The organism is Streptomyces sp. NBC_00986 (assembly GCF_045162565.1).
Classification (GTDB): Bacteria; Actinomycetota; Actinomycetes; order Streptomycetales; family Streptomycetaceae; genus Streptomyces.
In genome coordinates this window covers 4,921,143-4,940,909 of record NZ_CP108733.1, presented here as the reverse complement: position 1 = coordinate 4,940,909, position 19,767 = coordinate 4,921,143, and the positions used below count along the sequence as shown (strand labels likewise).

The window sequence follows — 19,767 nt, the reverse complement described above, 5'->3', positions numbered from 1 at the left end:
CGATGAGTTACGACCGCCCACCCGGTCTACCGATCGTGGACGCCAAGACACCCGCTGTACTCGTGCCGGCCCGCCCCGTCACCCGTGACGAGGTGGCGGGGCTGTGCGCAGAGGTACGGGCACTGCTGGAGGCGACGCCCGGTGCCGGCGTGGTCCTGGTCGAGATCGTGGGACCAGGACCACCCGGGCTCGGTACCGTCGATCTCCTGGCCCGGCTGCAACTCACCGCCCGGCGGACCGGCGGCGGCCGGATCAGACTGCGCGACCCCACCCCCGCGCTACGAGCCCTCCTCGACCTGGTCGGACTCCGCTTCGAGATGGAGGGGCAGGTCGAACAGCGGGAACCAGCGCTTGGTGTCCAGGAAGAAGTGGAACCCGGTGAGCCCGCCGTCTGAGATCTCCAGGATCTGGACCGCCCAGGGGCTGAACCCGCCGGTGTCCGGGTCCGGCTTGTACTGGGCGAAGCCCGGCAGACCGTTCACCTGCACCGGGATCAGGCGTGAGCCCTCGCAGGCGGAACCGATCGTCGTCATGAAGCCCGTGATGTCGTCGTGGCCGGTCAGCCACAGGTCGAACGGCGGCATCGTCATGATGGCGTCCTCGTGCAGCAGCGCGGTGAGCGCGGCCATGTCGTAGCCCTCGAAGGCGGCGACGTACCGCTCGAGAAGCTTGCGCTGCTCCTCGTCGAGCGGGTCGGAGACGGCGGCGTCGGCCGCCTTGTCGTCCCGCTCGGCTAGGGTCGCCCGGGCCCGCTGCAACGCGCTGTTGACCGACGCGACCGAGGTGTCGAGCAGCTCGGCCACCTCGTTCGCCCGCCAGGCCAGGACCTCGCGCAGGATCAGCACCGCCCGTTGTTTGGGCGGGAGTTGCTGCAGAGCGGCCATGAACGCGAGCCGTACGGACTCCTTGGCCACGGCCGCCTCCGCGGGGTCTGCGACCGTCGGCAGCACGCGCGCGTCCGGCATCGGCTCGAGCCAGGTGTTGTCCGCGCGGGGCGACAGCGCGGCCTGTGCGAGGGGGGTGGAGTCGCTGAGGTCGACGGGCCGTGCCCGCTTGTTGCCGGCGGACAGCATGTCCAGGCAGACGTTGGTGGCGATCCGGTACAGCCACGAACGGAGACTGGACCGTCCCTCGAACTTCTCGTAGTTCCGCCAGGCGCGGACCATCGTGTCCTGCACGGCGTCCTCGGCCTCGAAGGAGGAGCCGAGCATGCGGTAGCAGTACCCGGTCAGCTCGACGCGGTGCTTCTCCAGCCTGACGTCGAGGTCCGTCGTCGTAACAACGCTGTCACTCATGGTCTCGCCCACCCACCCCTGTGGCCGTTCTTCCCTTACCCCGCAACGTAGCGCAGCCCACTGACAATGGCGCGAGGACTGAACGAACGTGCAGGTCAGGGCGATTACAGGTCACCCGGTATTGGTGCGGACGTCCCCTGGGGGCTCCGCCCCCAGACCCCCGATCGGCCCCGAAAGGGCCTCGTCCTCAAACGCCGGACGGGCTGAGTATGCGCGGCCTGCACGGGACAGCCGCCCGGAGCCGAGTGGTGTGGCCTGCACGGGATACGCGCCCGCGTTGGATGTTGTGGCCTGCACTGGATACGCGCCCGGCGCTGGATGCCAGAGACCTGTACCGGGTCGCCGCCCGGCGCTGGAAATTGGCGCCCGTACTGGGGAGCCGCCCCGCGCAGGATGTCGGTGGCCTGTACTGGGCAGCCCCCCCGGCGTTGGATGATCACGTCCTGCACGGGATCGCCGCCCGGCGTTGGATGATCGCGCCCTGTACCGGATTGCCGCCCGGCGCTGAATCGGCCGCCCGTACTCGAACCCCGTACTGGAAAGTGCCCTGCTAGGACGGACCCCTCAGACCAGGCCCTCGCCGCCGGCCATCCCCAGACCACCCCGCGTCCAGCCTCTGCAGGCCGGGCTCGCGCCCCCTACCTCTTCGGGCCGGGCTCCCGCGTCCAGCCCCGTCAGGCCGGGCACCCGCGTCCAGCCTCTGCAGGCCGGGCTCGCGCCCCCCACCTCTTCGGGCCGGGCTCCGGCGTCCAGCCCCGTCAGGCCGGGCACCCGCGTCCAGCCTCTGCAGGCCGGGCTCGCGCCCCCCACCTCTTCGGGCCGGGCTCCGGCGTCCAGCCCCGTCAGGCCGGGCACCCGCGTCCAGCCTCTGCAGGCCGGGCTCGCGCCCCCTACCTCTTCGGGCCAGGCTCCGGCGTCCAGCCCCGTCAGGCCAGGCTCGCGCCCCCGCCTCTGCAGGCCGGGCTCGCGCCCCCTCTTCGGGCCAGGCTCCGGCGTCCAGCCTCTGCAGGCCGGGCTCGCGCCCCCACCTCTGCAGGCCAGGCTCCCGCGTCCAGCCCCGTCAGACCAGGCCCCCACCTGCCCCCTCAGGCCCCCCACCTGCCCCCTCAGGCCCCCCACCTGCCCCCTCAGGCCCCCCACCTACCCCCTCAGGCAGCCGCCGCCCCAACCCCCCGCCGCTCCACCCGCGCCGCCCGCGACCCCAACACAGTGATCGTCACAACGCCGACCACCGCCAGCAACCCGACCCCCACCGTCCCGGCCCAGCCCCCCGCGTGGAACGCCATCGCGCCGACCGTACTGCCGGTGCTGGAGCCGATGTAGTACGCGGACTGGTACAGAGCCGACGCCTGCGCACGCCCCGTCGTGGCCGTCTTGCTGACCGACGAGGACGCGACCGCGTGACCCGCGAAGAAGCCGGCCGTGATGAGGACCAGGCCGAGCAGTACCAGGGGGAGTGAGTCGGCGAGGGAGACCAGCAGACCCGCCGCCGTCGTGCCGCCCGCCAGGTACAAGGCCCCCCGGCGCCCCAGCCGGCCCACCAACCGGCCTGCCGTGGACGCCGACACCGTCCCCACCAGATACACCAGGAAGATCGAGCCGATGATGCCCTGGGGGAGGGAGAAGGGGGCCTCGGTGAGGCGGTAGCCGATGACCGTGTAGACGCCGCCGAAGACGGTCATGAACAGGGCGCCGATCGCGTACAGCCGGCACAGCAGCGGGTTCGCGAGGTGGTCGCGGACCGTGCGGGCCAGGACGCGCGGGCGCAACGAACCCGGCGTGAAGTGCCGAGGGGCGGGGAGGAGGAGCCGGAAGGCGATGGCGCAGCCGACCGCGATCAGCCCGATCACCCCGACCGCGACCCGCCAGCCCCACTCCTGCGCGACCCACCCGGTGATGACCCGCCCGCTCATCCCGCCGACACTGTTGCCCGCCACGAACAGCCCGATCGCCGTGACCAGCGCCTTCGGTCGAACCTCCTCCGCCAGATACGCCGTCGCCGAGGCCGGCAGCCCGGCCAGCGCGGCACCCTGGAGAAACCGCAACGCCACCAACGCCCCCAGCGACGGCGCGAACGGCACCAGCACCCCGAGGCTCACCGCGACGACCAACGACGCCGTCATGACCGTACGACGTCCGAATCGCTCCGACAGCGCGCTCATCGGCAGGACGAACAACGCGAGCCCACCCGTGGCCGCCGCCACCGTCCAGCTCGCCGCACTCGCCGACACCGCGAAACCGGAGGAGATCAGCGGCAGCAATGCCTGCGTGGAGTAGAGGAGCGCGAAGGTCGCCACGCCCGCGAGGAACAGCGCGAAGCTCATACGGCGATAGCCGGGACCACCCGGCGTCAGCCGTGAGTCGGAGTCGGGGACAGGGGTGGTGGCGGCCACGACGGTGGACGCCCCGGTATCGGCGGAAGGCATGCTTCGAAGCTACGTACGCGCCCACTCATCCGTCCAATGCACGGAAACGCCATAATCGTTCCCATGGCGCATCAGTACAGCTCACAGGCTCACCTGTCACCGTCCGGTGACACAGAAGACATCGTCGCGCTGCTCGCGCCCCGCCTCGCGTACTTCGCCGGCGTCGCCCGCACCGAACACGTCACGCGGGCCGCGCAGGAGATGCAGGTCCCGCAGTCCACCCTGTCGCGGGCGATGGTCCGCCTCGAACAGGACCTGGGCGTGGACCTGTTCGCCCGCCGAGGCCGCACGGTGTCGTTGACCCCGGCCGGCCGCACCTTCCTCGCCTCGGTCGAGCGCGCCCTCGCCGAAATCGAGAAGGCGGCCGACGAGGTCCGCGCCGACGCCGACCCCGCCACCGGCAAGGTCGCCTTCGGCTTTCTCCACACCCTCGGCTCCGAAACCGTCCCCGGCCTCATCCGAGCCTTCCGGGCCGACCACCCCCGCGTCCGCTTCAGCCTCGTCCAGAACTACGGCGACGCCATGCTGGAACGGCTGAGGGCGGGCGAGCTGGACCTGTGCCTCCTGACCGATCCGACCCTTGACGCCCCCGATGTCGTGGCCCACCGCCTCGACGTTCAGAAACTCCGCCTCGTCGTCCCGGCCGACCACCGCCTGGCCACCCGCAAGCGCATCCGCCTGGCAGAAGCAGCCGACGAGACCTTCGTGACCCTGGAACCCGGCTACGGCCTCCGCAGCATCACCGACGCCGTCTGCAAGGAGGCCGGCTTCCGCCCGAAGATCGCCTTCGAGGGAGAGGAGGCCGAGACCCTACGGGGCCTGGTGGCGGCAGGGCTCGGGGTCGCCCTCCTACCCCCACCGGCCGTACCCCGCCCAGGAGTTGCGGAGTTGACGGTCACAGCCCCGAGGGCGGTGAGGGAAATCGGCGTGGCGTGGTTGGACGGCCACCCAGACACACCCCCGGTGGCAGCCTTCAAGCAGTTCCTACTGTCAAGAAAGGGCAACTTGCTACCAACGTAAGGGTCACCCACCTGAGGGGCGCGGGGAACTGCGCGACCAGCCACACATGACCCGCACCCCGCAACGGAGGATCAACCCCTACGAAGCGACCGCCCAAACCCCGCAGCCAACGGCATCCTCAACCCCAACGGCGGCGGAGCCTGAAGCGCATCCTCAACAGGCCGAGAAAACGCCCGCCCGAACAACGCCCCCATCACGAAGTCCTCGGTCAGCGCATGCACTTCCTGCCGATGCTGATGCAGCCCGTGCCCATCGGAATGCACTTCGAACCGACAGATGTCCCGGTTCGCCTTCTTCGCCCGAGCCGCCAACCGGAACGACAACTCGGGATCGGTCCGCTCGTCGTTCGTGCCGTGCACGATCAACACCCGCCGCCCGGCGAGTTGTTTCACCGGTTCGGGTGGAGCCGCAACGTCCTGTTCCGGCAGCCAAGGAGCCAGCGCGACAACGGAGTTCACCGCCTCGTGCCCCGCGGAGCGCAACGCCGCGCGGGCGCCCATGTCGATCCCGGTGAGACACACGGGCACGTCCCCGTACCGCCGTACGACCTCCTCCACCGCCCACGCCGCGTCGTGCGCGAGAGACGCCTCGCTGCCGTTCCAGCCGCGACAGCGGTAGTGGACGACATGCGCGGCGAGCCCGTCGGCCTGGCCCGCGCGGGCCAGTCGGCGCCCCAACGTCCGTACGGAGGCCGTCGCCAACATGGGGGAGGGCCTACGGCTGGACACCTCCTCGCCACCGGGGAGCAGCAGCACCACGCCGCTCACCGAGGTCGGTTCGGGACCGAGCGCTCTCCCCAGCCGGGCCGTCCTGACCGGCGTCGCTTGCTGTGCCATGACAGAACAGTGTCAGAAGCAAGCGTGTACGCCATCCTTCCGCGCGGTCACCGTTACGTATCGACGGATTCGTACAGCGGGCGATCTACGCGCGTAGGAGTTAGAGTGCGGAAATGACGAGCCAGAGCACCCCGAACACCCCGACGCCGGACCAGATCCGCCGGGCGCCGAAGGTTCTGCTGCACGACCACCTCGACGGCGGTCTCCGCCCGGGGACGATCGTCGAACTCGCCCGGGACGCCGGGTACACCGGACTCCCCGAGAGCGACCCGGACAAGCTCGGCGTGTGGTTCGCCGAGGCCGCCGACTCGGGTTCGCTGGAGATGTACTTGGAGACGTTCTCGCACACGGTCGCCGTGATGCAGACCCGGGACGCGCTGATCCGGGTGGCCCGCGAGTGCGCGGAGGATCTGGCCGAGGACGGTGTCGTATACGCCGAGGTGCGGTACGCGCCCGAGCAGCACCTGGACGGCGGGCTCAGCCTCGAAGAGGTCGTCGAGGCCGTCAACGAGGGCTTCCGGCAAGGGGAGTTGCTCGCGCGGGAGAGCGGGCGCCGGATTCGCGTGGGGGCGCTGCTCACCGCGATGCGGCATGCGGCCCGTTCCCTGGAGATCGCCGAACTCGCCAACCGTTACCGCGACTTGGGCGTCGTCGGCTTCGACATCGCGGGTGCGGAGGCCGGGTTCCCGCCCACCCGGCACCTGGACGCCTTCGAGTATCTGAAGCGCGAGAACAACCACTTCACGATCCACGCCGGCGAGGCCTTCGGGCTGCCGTCGATCTGGCAGGCCCTGCAGTGGTGCGGCGCCGACCGGCTCGGGCACGGGGTGCGCATCATCGACGACATCCAGGTCAAGGAGGACGGCTCGGTCGAGCTGGGGCGGCTGGCGTCGTACGTGCGCGACAAGCGCATCCCGTTGGAGCTGTGCCCCAGCTCCAACCTCCAGACCGGCGCCGCCGACTCCTACGCCGAGCACCCCATCGGACTGCTGCGCCGGCTGCACTTCCGGGCGACGGTCAATACCGACAACCGGCTTATGTCGCACACCAGCATGAGCCAGGAATTCGAGCACCTTGTCGAGGTGTTCGGTTATTCGCTCGACGACATGCAGTGGTTCTCCGTCAATGCTATGAAGTCAGCATTCATTCCTTTCGATGAACGACTCGCCATGATCAATGACGTGATCAAGCCCGGATATGCCGAGCTGAAATCCGAATGGCTGTTCCGGCAGACCGCTTCCACCAGCGGTTCTGCGGCGGAAGAGGGCTGAACGGGGCTGAGGGGCGGGACCGGAATGCGGGCGGGTGTTCACAATCCGTCCGCATTTCGATGTTTGCGGCGGGTGCCTTCGCGTGTTTACGGTCTTGGACCGCTCACATCTCCCGTCATCCCATTCAAGGACGCATTCACCATGAAGCAGTCTGCTGCCAAGACCCTCGGTGTCGCCGCCCTCGGTGCCGCTTTCGCCGCTGTCGGCGCCGGTGCCGCGAGCGCGGCCCCGGCGCTTCCGGACGCCACCCAGGCGCTGGGCACCGTGACCCACACGCTGCCCGCGGAGAACGTCGCCAAGGCGCTGCCGGGTGCCGGCCAGGCGCTCAGCCAGGCGCAGCCCGCGCTCGCGGGTGGCCTGTCCGCCGTGCAGCCGGCCGCCGAGAAGGTGCTGTCCGACGGTCCGACCGCGCCCGTCGCCGGGCTGCTGGGCGGTCTGCCCCTGTCGCAGACGGGTCTGCCCACGCACGGCGTCCCGCTGAACGGCATCCCGCTGGGCTGAGCCCCGCCCCTGAACGCGCCGATGGGGCGCACCCTGGACGAGGGTGCGCCCCATCGGCGTACGTGCGCCGGGGTCCTACCAGGCCTCGGTGCGCACCTTGTCCTCGGCCGGGAACAGGATCCACAGCGCGATGTAGAGCAGGAACTGCGGGCCGGGCAGCAGGCAGGAGACCAGGAAGATCACCCGCATCGTGGTCGCGGAGGTACCGAAGCGCCGCGCCAGCGCTGCGCACACTCCGCCGATCATGCGGCCTTGGGTGGGGCGGGCAATGGCGGTCATTGTTTGCTCCTTCGCGAGCGGCTGTCCGAGGCCCCCCGTGTGGTTGCCCCATCTGTCTTCAACCGTACGGAGCCGCAGCGCACCCCGCGTCGCTCTACGGTGCGATGCCGACCCTGGGAATCGTCGGGGTCCGTCCCTGAGTCGGTTCCTCCTGGAGGACGGTCAGGGGCTGTCGGCTCTCGGTCCTGCGGCGGAGCCAGGCGCGGGCCGCCGGGACGATCGCGGCGTGCGCGAGGGCCACGCCCACCGTGTTCATCAGGAGGGAGTCGATGTCCACCACCTGGCCCGGCACCCCGGTCTGGAGCAGTTCGATGCCCAGGGAGATCAGGGCGCCCGCCGCGACCGTACGGATGAAGGACGCGAGCGGGGAGACATGGAGCCGGCCGCTGACCATCGGGAGCAGGACGCCCAGGGGGGCCAGCAGCGCGAGGCCCTCGCCGATCCGCTTCGACGCCTCCGGCCAGCCCATGGCCAGGTCGGCTCTGATGCTGGCCAGCGGGTGCAGGTTCGGGGGCATCACCCAAGGGACGTCCCGGGGGCGCAGCGTGACCCAGGCGACGAGCACGAGATGTGCGACGAGGAGGACACCTCCTGCCACACGGATGCGAATCGCGGCGCTGCCGCCGATGGAGCCTTGACGCTGCACGCCCCACAAGACGCCCTGTCCGGCACGATCGGTTCCGGGTAGGCACCGGGGAGCAGGGTGAGGCTTGCGCCACACGCCCCTTTTCGCGCCTCGTTCACCCCCGGGGCGCACGCGGCTTCAGCCGCCCGTCACCTCGCTGGACGGCGGTGCCTTGGTGCCCGGGTCGGAGCGGACGTCGTCCGTGCACTCGTAACGGCGCAGGGGCGAGCCGTCCGGGCCGCCGAGGATCACGGAGCCGTCGCCCTCGGCCGCGGCCGAGTCGGAGAACGTACAGACGATCTGGGCGAGCGCGTACGACGTGAGGTCGGCCGGTGAATTGCTCAGCCGCAGCGCGTCCTTGGGATCCTTGGCCCGCGGCCCGCTCACCGTCATGCCGCCGCGCACGTCGGTCGTGTACCCGGCGTCCTTCTCACCCGACGAGGGCGACTCCGCGAGCTGGTCCAGAAGCCCCTGGGCGACGATGACGCGCCGCTGCACGTCCGCCGTGCCGTCCGGCACCTGTACGGCCCGGTCGACGGTCACCAGGGACGACCCGCACAGCAGGAACACCTGCACGGGCACCCCGCGCGCGGCCTGCGGCGACACGTCCGGCTCGGTGAGCGTGCACGGCACCCGGGAGGGAGCCGCCCCGAAGTCGGTCGGCACCTCGGTGGCCCGGATCCCGCACCCGGCGAGCAGCAGGCCGAGCAGCGGGAGCGCCATCAACCGGCGTACGGAGACGGCCCGTTCCCTGCGAGGACCCGCCAACCGGCGTACGGCGGCGGCCCGTTCCCCGTGCGGTACCAGCAACTGTCGTACGGTCATGATGAATTCCTCTTGGAGCCGCCCGAACTGCCCGAGCCGCCCGGGCCGTCGGGGTTCTCGCCCTCGCCCTTGTCGGTCTCCGGGTCCTCCGTGAGCGTGGAGGCGTCCCGGGGCAGGCGCAGGGTGAACACCGCGCCGCCGTCGGGGGAGTTGGCGGCGGTAATCTCGCCGCCGTGGATGTGGGCGTTCTCCAGGGCGATGGAGAGGCCGAGGCCGCTGCCCTCGGAGCGCGGCCGGGAGGCGCTCGCCTTGTAGAAGCGGTCGAAGACGTGCGGCAGGACGTCCTCGGGGATGCCGGGGCCGTGGTCGCGGACCGCGATGACGAGGTCGTCGTCCTCCAGGCGGACCGAGACCCGGACCGGCGAGCCGCCGTGCTTGAGGGCGTTGCCGATGAGGTTGGCGAGGATGACGTCGAGGCGGCGCGGGTCGAGCCGGGAGTGGATCCCGCGCTCGGCGTCCAGGTCCACGGCGTCCAGCCAGGCGCGGGCGTCGATGCACGCGGTGATCTGGTCGGCGAGGTCGACGTCGTCGAGGACGAGCCGGGCGGTGCCCGCGTCGAAGCGGGTGACCTCCATCAGGTTCTCGACGAGGTCGCCGAGCCGCTTGGTCTCGCTGACGACGAGGCGCACGGCGGGCTCGATCATCGGGTCCACGCTGCCGGTCTCGGCGTCGAGTTCTTCCTCCAGCACCTCCACTACGGCGGTGATCGCGGTCAGCGGGGTGCGCAGTTCGTGCGACATGTCGGCGACGAACCGGCGCGAGGCGTCGTCGCGGGCGGCCATGTCGGCGACCCGCTTCTCCAGCGCCTCGGCGGTCTGGTTGAACGTCCGTGACAGCTCGGCGAGTTCATCGGTCCCGGAGACCCGCAGGCGGGTGTCCAGCTTGCCCTCGCCGAGCCGGCGCGCGGCGATGCCGAGCCGGTGCACGGGCTTGAGGACGGTCGTCGCGGCGGCCTGCGCGAGCAGCGCGGAACCGATCAGCGCCAGCCCGGTGGCGATACCCAGCGACCAGGCAAGGGAGTTGAGGTCCTTGGCCTCCGGCTCGAGGGACTTGAGCATGTAGCCGGTCGGCCCGCCGCCGATCATCCGCGTCCCGGCCACCAGATACGGCGTGCCGTGCTCGGTGACCCGCTGCCAGTACAGGTGGTACGGCTCCTTGTTGCCGTCGGACACCGACTGCTGCTTGTTCACCGCGGTCTGCAGCGACTTGGGCACGTCCTCCAGCGAAAAGCCGTTCAGGCCGCCGGAGTTGCCGTAGACCGTCTTGTCGTTGGCGTCCTCGCCGACGAGCAGGACGCTGAAGCGCTGGCTGCTGTTGGCCATCTGGCCCGACGTGCGCATCAGTTCGTCCTGCGTGGGGTGGACGGGCAGGGCGCCGGCGCGGTTCTGCATCTCCTGGCGGAAGTCGCGCAGGACGGCGTCCTGGGCACGGGTGAGGACCGCCTCGCGGTTGAGCCAGTACGCGATGCCGGACGCGGACACGGCGGCGGTCAGCGCGACGAGACCGAAGACGACGACCAGCCTGAGGCGCAGGCTGGTGAACCGCAGCCGCCACAGAACTCCCTTACGACCCGGGCGCCAGCCGCGGATCCCCCCTGGTGCGTCGGTCACTGAGGCGAGTCCAGGCGGTAGCCGACGCCGCGCACGGTACGGATGAGGGTCGGGGACGACGGGATGTCCTCGACCTTGGCGCGCAGCCGCTGGACACAGGCGTCCACCAGCCGCGAGTCACCGAGGTAGTCGTGCTCCCACACCAGCCGCAGCAACTGCTGCCGGGACAGGGCCTGTCCGGGCCGCCGGCTCAGTTCGAGCAGCAACCGCAGCTCGGTGGGCGTGAGTTGGAGGTCCTCGCCGTTCTTCGTGACGGTCATCGCGGCGCGGTCGATCACCAACGAGCCGAACGTGGCCGCGTCGTTGGCTTCTCGCTCCCCGCGCCGCAGCACGGCCCGGATACGGGCGTCGAGCACGCGCCCCTGCACGGGTTTGACCACGTAGTCGTCGGCGCCGGACTCCAGTCCAACGACGATGTCGATGTCGTCGGAGCGCGCTGTGAGCAGAATGATCGGCAGCTGGTCCGTGCGCCGGATACGACGGCACACCTCGAAACCGTCGATGCCGGGCAGCATCACATCCAGCACGATCAGGTCCGGCCGCTGCTCACGCAACAGCTTCAGACCGTCCTCGCCGCTGGCAGCGGTGGCTACCCGGTGTCCCTGGCGCGTCAGCGAGAGCTCCAGGGCCGTCCGGATGGCGTCGTCGTCCTCGATCAGCAACAGGGAAGGCACGGGGCTCATTCTGGCCCATGTGGGGGTGGGGTTTCGACACCTGTACGTGTACGTAGCCCTTGTAGGTACGTGTGCGCACCCGTAGCGCCCTTTTCTGTGACCGGACTGTCCGTTTTCTGAGGTGGGCTACAGAGACCGACCCCTGTGACAGGTCTGTGACAGTCGGGGGACACGTCCATGAAGTGACCCCGGCAGGATTTTCGGCACAGGCAAGGAACCACGCCGGAACATCCGAACACCGGGCAAGTCCACTACGGGGGGCGCGAGATGAACACGCTGCACAGCACCAGCAACAACGCAGTCATCACGCGTCTGCACGACGTCACCCGGGGTTCCGAGAAGTCCGGTGCCGTGAGCGGGCGGGGGTGCGCTCGCGGCACCGGGCGTCAGCACACCGGTTACATGACGGTGGTTGACGCGCACACGGGGGAAGCGCACGGGGGAAGCGCGTACAGGGAGGACACGGGGGAGCGTCGCTCGCTGTCGGAGGCGGAGTTCACCGCCTACGTCCAGGAGCGCCGCGCCTCCCTGTACGCCACCGCGTACCACCTGACCGGCGACCGCTTCGAGGCCGAGGACCTGCTGCAGAGCGCGCTGTTCTCGACGTACAAGGCATGGGACCGGATCAGCGACAAGGCCGCGGTCGGGGGCTACCTCCGCCGCACCATGACGAACCTGCACATCAGCGCGTGGCGCCGCCGCAAGCTGAACGAGTACCCGACCGAGGAACTGCCGGAGACGCCCGGCGACACGGACGCGATGCGCGGCACGGAACTGCGCGCGGTCCTGTGGCAGGCGCTGTCCCGGCTGCCGGAACTCCAGCGCACCATGCTGGTCCTCCGCTACTACGAGGGCCGCACGGACCCGGAGATCGCGGAGATCCTCGACATCAGTGTCGGCACGGTGAAGTCCAGCATCTGGCGGTCGCTCCGCCGCATGCGCGAGGACGAGGTCCTCAGCTTCGGCCGTGACGAGGAGGACGCCTTCGGGGAGCTTGTCGCCTGAGGGTTGGGGGGGGAATGGGTAACGGGGGAGGTCCGGGGGGACCACGGGGGATCGGTACCGGGGGGTGCCGACGGGGTCACGGGGACCATGGGGGGGGGAAGCACGGGGGAAGCACCACGGGGGAACGGGGAGAGCGGGACTGGAGGGCCGGGGGGTCCGTCCAGTCCCGCTTTTTTTTGGGTCTACGGCGCGGAGGGCGCCGGAGTCGTCCGTGCCGGGCGCCGGCCCACCGCCGCCGCCGCGAGCCTGCCCAGTGCCTCGTCCTTGTCGCAGGCGTACGCGCCGAGTCCGGTCTGCCGGGCCACGATCGAGCGCTCCAGCCGCATCAGCCGCCAGCCACGCCGCAGCAGGAACGGCACGGACTTGCGGCCCTCCCTCAGATCCCGCAGGAAGCGGCGCCGGAAGGTGCGCATCGGGCCGCGGCTCAGGCACAGCGCGTCCGCGAGGACGCCCAGCTCCTGGCACCGGGTGATGACCTCGGCCGCGAAGATGCCCTCCGCTATGAACAACGGGGTCCGGCCGACGTCGACCGCCTCCGTGCCCGTGCGGGCGCTGAGCGAGATGTCGTAGACCGGAACGTCCGTACGGCCCGTGCGGCACAGTTCGACGATCGCGGCGACCGCGATGTCCGCGTCCCAGGAGTCGGGGTGGTCCCAGTCGATGTCCGAACTCCCCGCCACCTGCGGCAGCGTCGGGTCGTCGCCCTCTTTGTAGAAGTCGTCGAGCCGCAGCACGGGCAGACCGGACCGGGCGGAGACGAGGGACTTGCCGGAACCCGAGGGGCCGCACAGCAGCACGACACGGGCCGGTGACGGGGAAAGGATGCTCACGGGACACCAGTTTGACGTATTCCGTACGTCCTGCCGACCCCGCGGGTCGCCAGTGGAACGCGCATCACACGTCAACTACCCTTCGTGCTGACCTGATTACCCTGCGCACCAGAAGGTGGCACCAGCAATGGCACGACACACGTCCCCCCAGCATCCGACCGCCCAGCGCGCCCTCGTCGCCCTCGCGACCGCCGGAGTCGCCCTCGGCGCGGGCGCGGCGTCGGCCGCCGCGGACACCTCGCCGGTGGCTGACGTGGTGCGGACTCGGCCCACGTCTCTGGGCAAGATCGACCCCGCGGCGGGGCTCGGCGCGCTCACCGGCACGGTCGGGTATGTCACCGGACCTGTTGCCGGGCTCAAGCCCAACCCCCTGGCGGGGACGGGTGTAGACCCGCTCGACAACGGGGTTGCGACCCAGCTTGCCGACTTTCAGCCGTTGGCCTCGCAGGCGTTGACCGGGCCGGTTGCTGAGGCTCAGTCGATCGGGAGTATGCCGGTTGTTGGGCAGGTGACGGGGCTGTTGGGGGGTTGAGGGATTGCGGGGGAGGGGTGGGGAACTGCGGACTTGTTGCCGGGTGCGCGTCCGTCGTGGCTGGTCGCGCAGTTCCCCGCGCCCCTGGGGTGAGTGCCGTGAGGCCGATCAGTACGACGAGCCGGATGCCCCTAGCGAACCCGTGGGGTGCCAGACCGTCTTCGTCTCCAGGAAGGCTGTCAGGCGGTCGATGCCGGGAGTCTCCGCGTAATCCACAGGCTGTGGACGGAGGACTCGCTTGAGGTTGTCCGCCGCTGCGATCTCCAGGTCCTTCGCCAGTACTTCGTCCGCGCCTGCCAAGTCGATCGCGTTGACGTCCTGGTGGGCGGCCAGGGGCGCCGCGATCTCCGCCGTCCTGCCGGAGAGGATGTTGACGACTCCGCCGGGGAGGTCGGAGGTGGCCAGGACCTCGCCCAACGACAGCGCGGGGAGCGGGGAGTTCTCGCTCGCGATGACGATGGCCGTGTTGCCGGTCGCGATCACCGGGGCGACGACCGAGATCAGGCCGAGGAACGAGGATTCCTGGGGGGCCAGGACGGTGACCACTCCCGTCGGCTCGGGGGAGGAGAGGTTGAAGTACGGGCCCGCTACCGGGTTCGCGCCGCCGACCACCTGCGCGATCTTGTCGGTCCAGCCCGCGTACCAGACCCAGCGGTCGATCGCCGCGTCGACCACTGCGGCCGCCTTCGACTTCGACAGGCCTTCCGCGTCCGCGACTTCGCGCGCGAACTGGTCCTTGCGGCCCTCCAGCATCTCGGCGATGCGGTAGAGGATCTGGCCGCGGTTGTACGCCGTCGCGCCGGACCAGCCGCCGAACGCCTTGCGGGCGGCTACGACCGCGTCGCGGGCGTCCTTGCGGGAGGACTGCGGCGCGTTCGCGAGCCACTTGCCCTTTGAGTCGGTCACCTCGTACACCCGGCCGCTCTCGCTACGGGGGAACTTGCCCCCGACGTACAGCTTGTAGGTCTTGAAGACGCTCAGACGCTGCTGTTCGCTCTTGTCGGACTTCTCAGACATCGAGGTACGCCTCCAGGCCGTGGCGACCGCCCTCGCGGCCGAAGCCCGACTCCTTGTAGCCGCCGAACGGCGAGGTCGGGTCGAACTTGTTGAACGTGTTGGACCAGATGACACCCGCGCGCAGCTTGCTCGCGACCGCGAGGATGCGGGAGCCCTTCTCGGTCCAGATGCCGGCGGAGAGGCCGTACTGCGTGTTGTTGGCCTTCGCGACGGCCTCTTCGGGCGTGCGGAAGGTCAGCACGGACAGCACCGGGCCGAAGATCTCGTCGCGGGCGATGGTGTGCGCCTGGGTGACGTTCGTGAAGAGCGTCGGGGCGAACCAGTAGCCGGAGGACGGGAGTTCGCAGGACGGGGACCAGCGCTCGGCACCCTCTGCCTCGCCCTGTTCCACGAGCGTGGTGATGCGGGAGAGCTGCTCGGCGGAGTTGATCGCGCCGATGTCGGTGTTCTTGTCGAGCGGGTCGCCGAGGCGGAGCGTGGAGAGCCTGCGCTTCAGCGAGTCCAACAGCTCGTCCTGGATGGACTCCTGGACGAGGAGACGGCTGCCCGCGCAGCAGACCTGGCCCTGGTTGAAGAAGATGCCGGTGACGATGCCTTCGACGGCCTGGTCGATGGGGGCGTCGTCGAAGACGATGTTCGCGCCCTTGCCGCCGAGTTCGAGGGTGACCTTCTTGGTCGTACCCGCGACTGTCCTCGCGATCTGCTTGCCGACCGCCGTGGAGCCGGTGAACGCGACCTTGTTCACGTCCGGGTGCGCGACGAGCGCGGCGCCCGAACCGCCGTATCCCGGAAGGATGTTGACGACACCCTTGGGGAGGCCGGCCTGGCGGCAGATGTCCGCGAAGAACAGTGCCGAGAGGGGGGTGGTCTCGGCGGGTTTCAGGACGACCGTGTTGCCGGCCGCGAGGGCCGGGGCGATCTTCCAGGCCAGCATCAGGAGCGGGAAGTTCCAGGGAATGACCTGGCCCGCGACGCCGAGGGGCTGGGGGTTCGCGCCGAAGCCGGCGTGGTCCAACTTGTCGGCCCAGCCCGCGTAGTAGAAGAAGTGCGCGGCGACCAGGGGGAGGTCGGCGTCCCTCGTCTCCTTGATGGGCTTGCCGTTGTCCAGGGTCTCCAGGACGGCCAGTTCGCGGCTGCGCTCCTGGATGATCCGGGCGATGCGGAACAGGTACTTGGCGCGCTCGGAGCCGGGCAGCGCCGACCACTTCTCGAAGGCCTTGCGGGCGGCCTGCACCGCGCGGTCGACGTCCGCCTCGCCCGCCTGGGCGATCTCGGAGAGGACCTCTTCGGTGGAGGGGGAGACGGTCTTGAAGACCTTGCCGTCCGCCGCTTCCGTGAACTCGCCGTCGATGAACAGGCCGTAGGAGGGCGCGATGTCGACGACCGAGCGGGACTCGGGGGCGGGTGCGTAGTCGAAAGTAGCCATGATGGTCAGTCCACCGTCACGTAGTCGGGGCCGGAGTAGCGGCCGGTGGCCAGCTTCTGACGCTGCATCAGCAGGTCGTTCAGGAGCGAGGACGCGCCGAAGCGGAACCAGTGGTTGTCCAGCCAGTCCTCGCCCGCCGTCTCGTTGACGATGACCAGGAACTTGATCGCGTCCTTGGAGGTGCGGATACCGCCCGCGGGCTTCACACCGACCTGGATGCCGGTCTGGGCGCGGAAGTCGCGCACCGCCTCCAGCATCAACAGGGTGTTCGCGGGCGTGGCGTTGACGGCCACCTTGCCCGTCGACGTCTTGATGAAGTCCGCGCCGGCCAGCATGCCGAGCCAGCTCGCGCGGCGGATGTTGTCGTACGTCGAGAGTTCGCCGGTCTCGAAGATGACCTTCAGGCGGGCGGCGCCCGAAGCCTCCTTCACGGCGACGATCTCGTCGTACACCTTCATGTAGTTGCCCGCGAGGAACGCCCCGCGGTCGATGACCATGTCGATCTCGTCGGCGCCCGCGGCGACCGCGTCCCGCACGTCGGCCAGCTTCACGTCGAGCGCGGCGCGGCCGGCCGGGAACGCGGTGGCGACGGAGGCGACCTTCACGGAGGAACCGGCGACGGCCTCCTTCGCGGTGGCCACCATGTCGGGATAGACACAGACGGCCGCGGTCGAGGGGCTCGTGCGGTCGGTCGGGTCGGGGCGGACCGCCTTGGCGCCGAGCGCCCGGACCTTTCCGGCGGTGTCCGCGCCTTCCAGCGTCGTCAGGTCGACCATCGAGATGGCGAGGTCGATGGCGTACGCCTTCGCGGTGGTCTTGATGGAACGGGTCCCGAGCGAGGCGGCACGCGCCTCCAGGCCGACCGCGTCGACGCCGGGCAGCCCGTGGAGGAAACGGCGCAGCGTGCTGTCGGAAGCCGTTACCTCGCCGAGTGCGTGTGCAGCAGCAGGTGCAGTGGTGGGCATGGTCACCAGACGAGCATATCTACGCGCGTAGCGGCTGTACACCCCGGGCAGGTGGTCCTACCTGAGGGGCGCGGGGCTGTATCTGTATGCGGCTCCGCCGCCTGGGCGCGAGCAACCACGACGCACCCGCAGTCGCGAACGCACACAGCCCCAACGGCGAGCAGGCGCACCTCTGAGGCAGAATTCGCATCATGACGACCCCGCACCCCGAGCCCAAAGACCGGATCTACCGCTCACCCGCGGGCCTCATCGGCGGTGTCCTGCTGCTGGCCATCGCCTGCTGGCTCGGCATCGACGCCCTCGTGTCCGGCCACGGCCGCACCCCGTGGCTCGCGCTCGCCGGCCTGATCCTCGTCGTCCCGGCGGTCGCCGCGTTCACGCTCCGCCCGGCGGTGTACGCCAACCAGGACCGGCTGCGCGTCCGCAACCCGTTCCGGGTCGTCGTGCTGCCGTGGGGCGAGATCGCGAGTCTGCGGTCCGGGTTCTCGAACGAGGCCGTCACGAAGGCGGGCGCCAAGTTCCAGCTGTGGTCGGTCCCGGTCTCGCTGCGCGGCCGCAAGAAGGCGGCACGGCGCGAGGCGAAGGCCGCCGCGGAGGCGGCGGGAGCGCAGCGCGGCGGCAGGTCCGGCGCCCTGGGCTTCGGCGGCGGCCTCGGCGGGTTCGGCGGCGGCATGGGCGCGGGCAGCGGCATGCGGGGCGGCGCCGTGCCGGCCGGGCCCACGCGCGCGGAGTCCGACCAGATCATGGCCGACCTGCGCGAGCTGCTGGAGGCCAGGGAGCAGGCGGAGTCGGCGCAGGGAGAGGTCACCGTGCGCTGGGCGTACGAGGTGATCGGGCCGGTGGTCGCCGGTGCCGTACTCCTGGCGATCCTGCTGGCGACGGGCTGACCGGACGGGCCCCCGCACTCACACTTCCCCGCCCCTACCTCTCTGGGATGTCATGACCACGAACGTCCGGGAGTTGTCGCCGCTGCCCGCCACCGCGATACCCGAGGGGTGCGTGGACTGGAACGGGGAGCACGCGCGCGTGTGGGCCGGTGCGGTGGTCCCGCGGTGGGTACCGGTACGGCCGCGCCACTGGGCCGTCGAGCTGGCCGTCTGGTGCGCCGTACTGGTCGCCTTCGGCCTGCTGGCGACGACGGATCTGCCCCCGGACCTGGTCGCGCTGCTGCCGCTCCAGGTCGTCTGGTGGCTGTGGCGTCCCGAGGCCGTACGGTTCTCCGCCCCCGTGCTGATCGTGCTGGTGGCGGTGCGGGGGACAGGACTGCCGTGGCCGGTCCTGGTGTGCGCCGCCCTGCTGGTCCTGGCCTCCGTGACGGCCGCCGAGCTACGGGCACGCGCGCGTGCCCGCCAGCGGCACAGCGCCCTGGCCGCGACCGCCGGGGTCACGGCCGTACCGCCCGACACGGACGGGCCGGTGCGGCGGGGCGGGCTGTTCCTCAAGTCCGGGGCCGGTCTGGCCGTCCCCGGCGTCGTCCTGCTCGCCACCTCCGGCCTGTGGAACGCGGCGGACGACCGCCAACTGGCCCTCGCCGAGGGCCTGTTCACGCTGGGCCTGGCCCTCACCCTGCTCCTCTCCGGCACCCTCGGCCGACGCCGGGCGGTCGCCCTGCGCACGGCACCCGCACCCGTCCTGCGCGTCCTTGTCGGCAAGGACGAGCACGAGGACGCCGTGATCTACGCGACGGACGACACCGAGGCGCTCCGGCCGCTGTTCACGGTCGCGACGAGGGCGGTACGCGACGAGGAGGGGGAGAGGCAGGGGGACGGCAAGGACGGCAAGGACGTCAAGGACGACGAGGCGGCGCTGGAGGAGCTGGAGGAGCTCCTCGACAAGGACGCGCCCCGTGATCCCGGCCCCCTGCGCGAGGCCGTCCTCTACGGCACCCCCTACGACGGCGCCGAGATCCTGCTGCTCAGCGCGCCGGAGAAGCCCGGTGAGCCGCCGGTGACGCAGTGGTCGACCGGGCCCGTACGACCGTTGCCGGAGGGCGCCGCACGGCGGCGGCTCGCCCGGGAGGAGCGGGCGGCGGTGCGGGCGGCGCGGGACGAGGAACTGGCCGCGACCGTGCGGGCGGGGACCACCGTGGTGCCGGTACGGCGCTGGCGGGCGGGGCCGGTGGACTGGCTGGCGAGCTTCCTGACGATGCTGTGGTGCACGGGGTACTTCCTGCTGGGGATCGACGACAGCCTCTGGCTTCGAGGGCTGCTCCTCCTCTTCGGCCTGATGTGCGCCGTCCGCGTCCCCGTGAAACTCCGCTGGCGCATCACCGCCGACCGCACCGGTGTCTGGCTGAACCGGCTGCGCGCCCCGCGCCACATCCCCTGGGACGACCTCCGCGCGGCCCGCAGGGAGTCCTTCGAACTCCAGCTGCGGGTGCGTGACGGCGACGACTGGTCGATGGCCGCGCCCCGCTGGCCCTGGCTGCAACGCAGACGCCAACTCGCCCATCCCTACGACGCGTTGGCCGCCGAACTCGCCGCGATGATCGCCGATCCCGCCCTGCGCCCCACCGGCGAGAGCGAGGAGAGGGAGCGCGGGCGGCCGCTGTGGCCGTTCGCCGTGGGTCTCGGTATCGCCTGGATCGCGGTGCTCGTCTCGCGCTGGCTGTCCTGACCGCTGTGCGGGGC

General features: G+C 70.7%; 20 protein-coding genes. 8 read left to right on the top strand and 12 right to left on the bottom strand.

Going from position 1 to position 19,767, the window contains the following annotated elements:
- The first annotated feature begins 2 nt into the window (after positions 1 to 2).
- On the top strand, positions 3 to 395 hold the full coding sequence (locus OG504_RS21525; protein ID WP_405991294.1) for a hypothetical protein: 393 nt from the start codon (positions 3 to 5) through the stop codon (positions 393 to 395).
- Here OG504_RS21525 and OG504_RS21520 read toward each other — a convergent pair.
- Together OG504_RS21520 and OG504_RS21515 are read right to left on the bottom strand one after the other, a co-directional pair.
- Entirely contained in the window at positions 279 to 1,295 is a 1,017-nt protein-coding gene (locus OG504_RS21520) for a sigma-70 family RNA polymerase sigma factor (RefSeq protein WP_405991293.1), read from the bottom strand. The two genes, OG504_RS21525 and OG504_RS21520, sit on opposite strands and share 117 nt — an antisense overlap.
- 1,148 nt (positions 1,296 to 2,443) lie before the next feature.
- On the bottom strand, positions 2,444 to 3,721 hold the full coding sequence (locus OG504_RS21515) for an MFS transporter (protein WP_405991292.1): 1,278 nt from the start codon (positions 3,719 to 3,721) through the stop codon (positions 2,444 to 2,446).
- A 63-nt stretch (positions 3,722 to 3,784) separates the two neighbouring features.
- Between OG504_RS21515 and OG504_RS21510 the strand changes: the two genes are divergently transcribed.
- Positions 3,785 to 4,741 carry a LysR substrate-binding domain-containing protein gene (locus OG504_RS21510; protein ID WP_405991291.1) on the top strand — a complete coding sequence of 319 codons (957 nt, stop codon included), beginning with the start codon at positions 3,785 to 3,787 and terminating at the stop codon, positions 4,739 to 4,741.
- A gap of 71 nt (positions 4,742 to 4,812) precedes the next feature.
- On the opposite strand, the gene OG504_RS21505 is transcribed toward OG504_RS21510, so the two are convergent.
- Positions 4,813 to 5,577, bottom strand: a complete 765-nt coding sequence (locus OG504_RS21505; protein ID WP_405991290.1) for a prolyl oligopeptidase family serine peptidase — start codon at positions 5,575 to 5,577, stop codon at positions 4,813 to 4,815.
- 113 nt (positions 5,578 to 5,690) lie between these two features.
- Here OG504_RS21505 and OG504_RS21500 point away from each other — a divergent pair, with 113 nt between their 5' ends.
- Positions 5,691 to 6,848 (top strand): adenosine deaminase, encoded by a 1,158-nt coding sequence (locus OG504_RS21500; protein ID WP_405991289.1) that lies wholly within the window; start codon positions 5,691 to 5,693, stop codon positions 6,846 to 6,848.
- A gap of 141 nt (positions 6,849 to 6,989) precedes the next feature.
- Positions 6,990 to 7,349 (top strand): ATP-binding protein, encoded by a 360-nt coding sequence (locus OG504_RS21495; protein ID WP_327401732.1) that lies wholly within the window; start codon positions 6,990 to 6,992, stop codon positions 7,347 to 7,349.
- 75 nt (positions 7,350 to 7,424) lie between these two features.
- On the opposite strand, the gene OG504_RS21490 is transcribed toward OG504_RS21495, so the two are convergent.
- The 5 genes from OG504_RS21490 to afsQ1 all read right to left on the bottom strand — a co-directional run bounded on the left by OG504_RS21490 (position 7,425) and on the right by afsQ1 (position 11,362).
- Positions 7,425 to 7,628: a PspC domain-containing protein gene (locus OG504_RS21490; protein WP_033280213.1), complete on the bottom strand. Its 204-nt coding sequence runs from the start codon at positions 7,626 to 7,628 to the stop codon at positions 7,425 to 7,427.
- Positions 7,629 to 7,722: 94 nt separating this feature from the next.
- Complete coding sequence (locus OG504_RS21485) at positions 7,723 to 8,274, bottom strand: VanZ family protein (RefSeq protein WP_405991288.1); 552 nt, start codon at positions 8,272 to 8,274, stop codon at positions 7,723 to 7,725.
- Positions 8,275 to 8,391: 117 nt separating this feature from the next.
- Positions 8,392 to 8,976 (bottom strand): hypothetical protein, encoded by a 585-nt coding sequence (locus OG504_RS21480; protein WP_405996394.1) that lies wholly within the window; start codon positions 8,974 to 8,976, stop codon positions 8,392 to 8,394.
- A gap of 98 nt (positions 8,977 to 9,074) precedes the next feature.
- Positions 9,075 to 10,688: an ATP-binding protein gene (locus OG504_RS21475; protein WP_405991287.1), complete on the bottom strand. Its 1,614-nt coding sequence runs from the start codon at positions 10,686 to 10,688 to the stop codon at positions 9,075 to 9,077.
- Positions 10,685 to 11,362, bottom strand: a complete 678-nt coding sequence (gene afsQ1, locus OG504_RS21470) for a two-component system response regulator AfsQ1 (RefSeq protein WP_033280216.1) — start codon at positions 11,360 to 11,362, stop codon at positions 10,685 to 10,687. The genes OG504_RS21475 and afsQ1 overlap by 4 nt, the downstream gene beginning before the upstream one ends.
- Positions 11,363 to 11,629: 267 nt before the next feature.
- Between afsQ1 and OG504_RS21465 the strand changes: the two genes are divergently transcribed.
- Positions 11,630 to 12,367, top strand: a complete 738-nt coding sequence (locus OG504_RS21465) for a SigE family RNA polymerase sigma factor (RefSeq protein WP_366489380.1) — start codon at positions 11,630 to 11,632, stop codon at positions 12,365 to 12,367.
- Between the two features lie 182 nt (positions 12,368 to 12,549).
- Here OG504_RS21465 and OG504_RS21460 read toward each other — a convergent pair whose 3' ends face one another.
- Complete coding sequence (locus OG504_RS21460; RefSeq protein ID WP_405991286.1) at positions 12,550 to 13,197, bottom strand: uridine kinase; 648 nt, start codon at positions 13,195 to 13,197, stop codon at positions 12,550 to 12,552.
- A 127-nt stretch (positions 13,198 to 13,324) separates the two neighbouring features.
- Here OG504_RS21460 and OG504_RS21455 point away from each other — a divergent pair, with 127 nt between their 5' ends.
- A complete protein-coding gene (locus OG504_RS21455) occupies positions 13,325 to 13,729 on the top strand; it encodes a hypothetical protein (RefSeq protein ID WP_393761824.1) in 405 nt (134 codons plus the stop codon).
- Positions 13,730 to 13,837: 108 nt separating this feature from the next.
- Here OG504_RS21455 and OG504_RS21450 read toward each other — a convergent pair whose 3' ends face one another.
- From OG504_RS21450 to deoC, 3 genes are read right to left on the bottom strand one after another with little or no spacing between them, the layout of a single operon-like run.
- Positions 13,838 to 14,746 carry an aldehyde dehydrogenase family protein gene (locus OG504_RS21450; RefSeq protein WP_405991285.1) on the bottom strand — a complete coding sequence of 303 codons (909 nt, stop codon included), beginning with the start codon at positions 14,744 to 14,746 and terminating at the stop codon, positions 13,838 to 13,840.
- A complete protein-coding gene (locus OG504_RS21445) occupies positions 14,739 to 16,172 on the bottom strand; it encodes an aldehyde dehydrogenase family protein (protein ID WP_405991284.1) in 1,434 nt (477 codons plus the stop codon). The genes OG504_RS21450 and OG504_RS21445 overlap by 8 nt, the downstream gene beginning before the upstream one ends.
- Positions 16,173 to 16,177: 5 nt before the next feature.
- Positions 16,178 to 17,137 carry a deoxyribose-phosphate aldolase gene (deoC, locus tag OG504_RS21440; RefSeq protein ID WP_405996393.1) on the bottom strand — a complete coding sequence of 320 codons (960 nt, stop codon included), beginning with the start codon at positions 17,135 to 17,137 and terminating at the stop codon, positions 16,178 to 16,180.
- A 191-nt stretch (positions 17,138 to 17,328) separates the two neighbouring features.
- Between deoC and OG504_RS21435 the strand changes: the two genes are divergently transcribed.
- Both OG504_RS21435 and OG504_RS21430 read left to right on the top strand, forming a co-directional pair.
- Entirely contained in the window at positions 17,329 to 18,024 is a 696-nt protein-coding gene (locus OG504_RS21435; protein ID WP_405991283.1) for a PH domain-containing protein, read from the top strand.
- 52 nt (positions 18,025 to 18,076) lie between these two features.
- Positions 18,077 to 19,753, top strand: a complete 1,677-nt coding sequence (locus OG504_RS21430) for a hypothetical protein (RefSeq protein ID WP_405991282.1) — start codon at positions 18,077 to 18,079, stop codon at positions 19,751 to 19,753.
- The last annotated feature ends 14 nt before the right edge of the window (positions 19,754 to 19,767 follow it).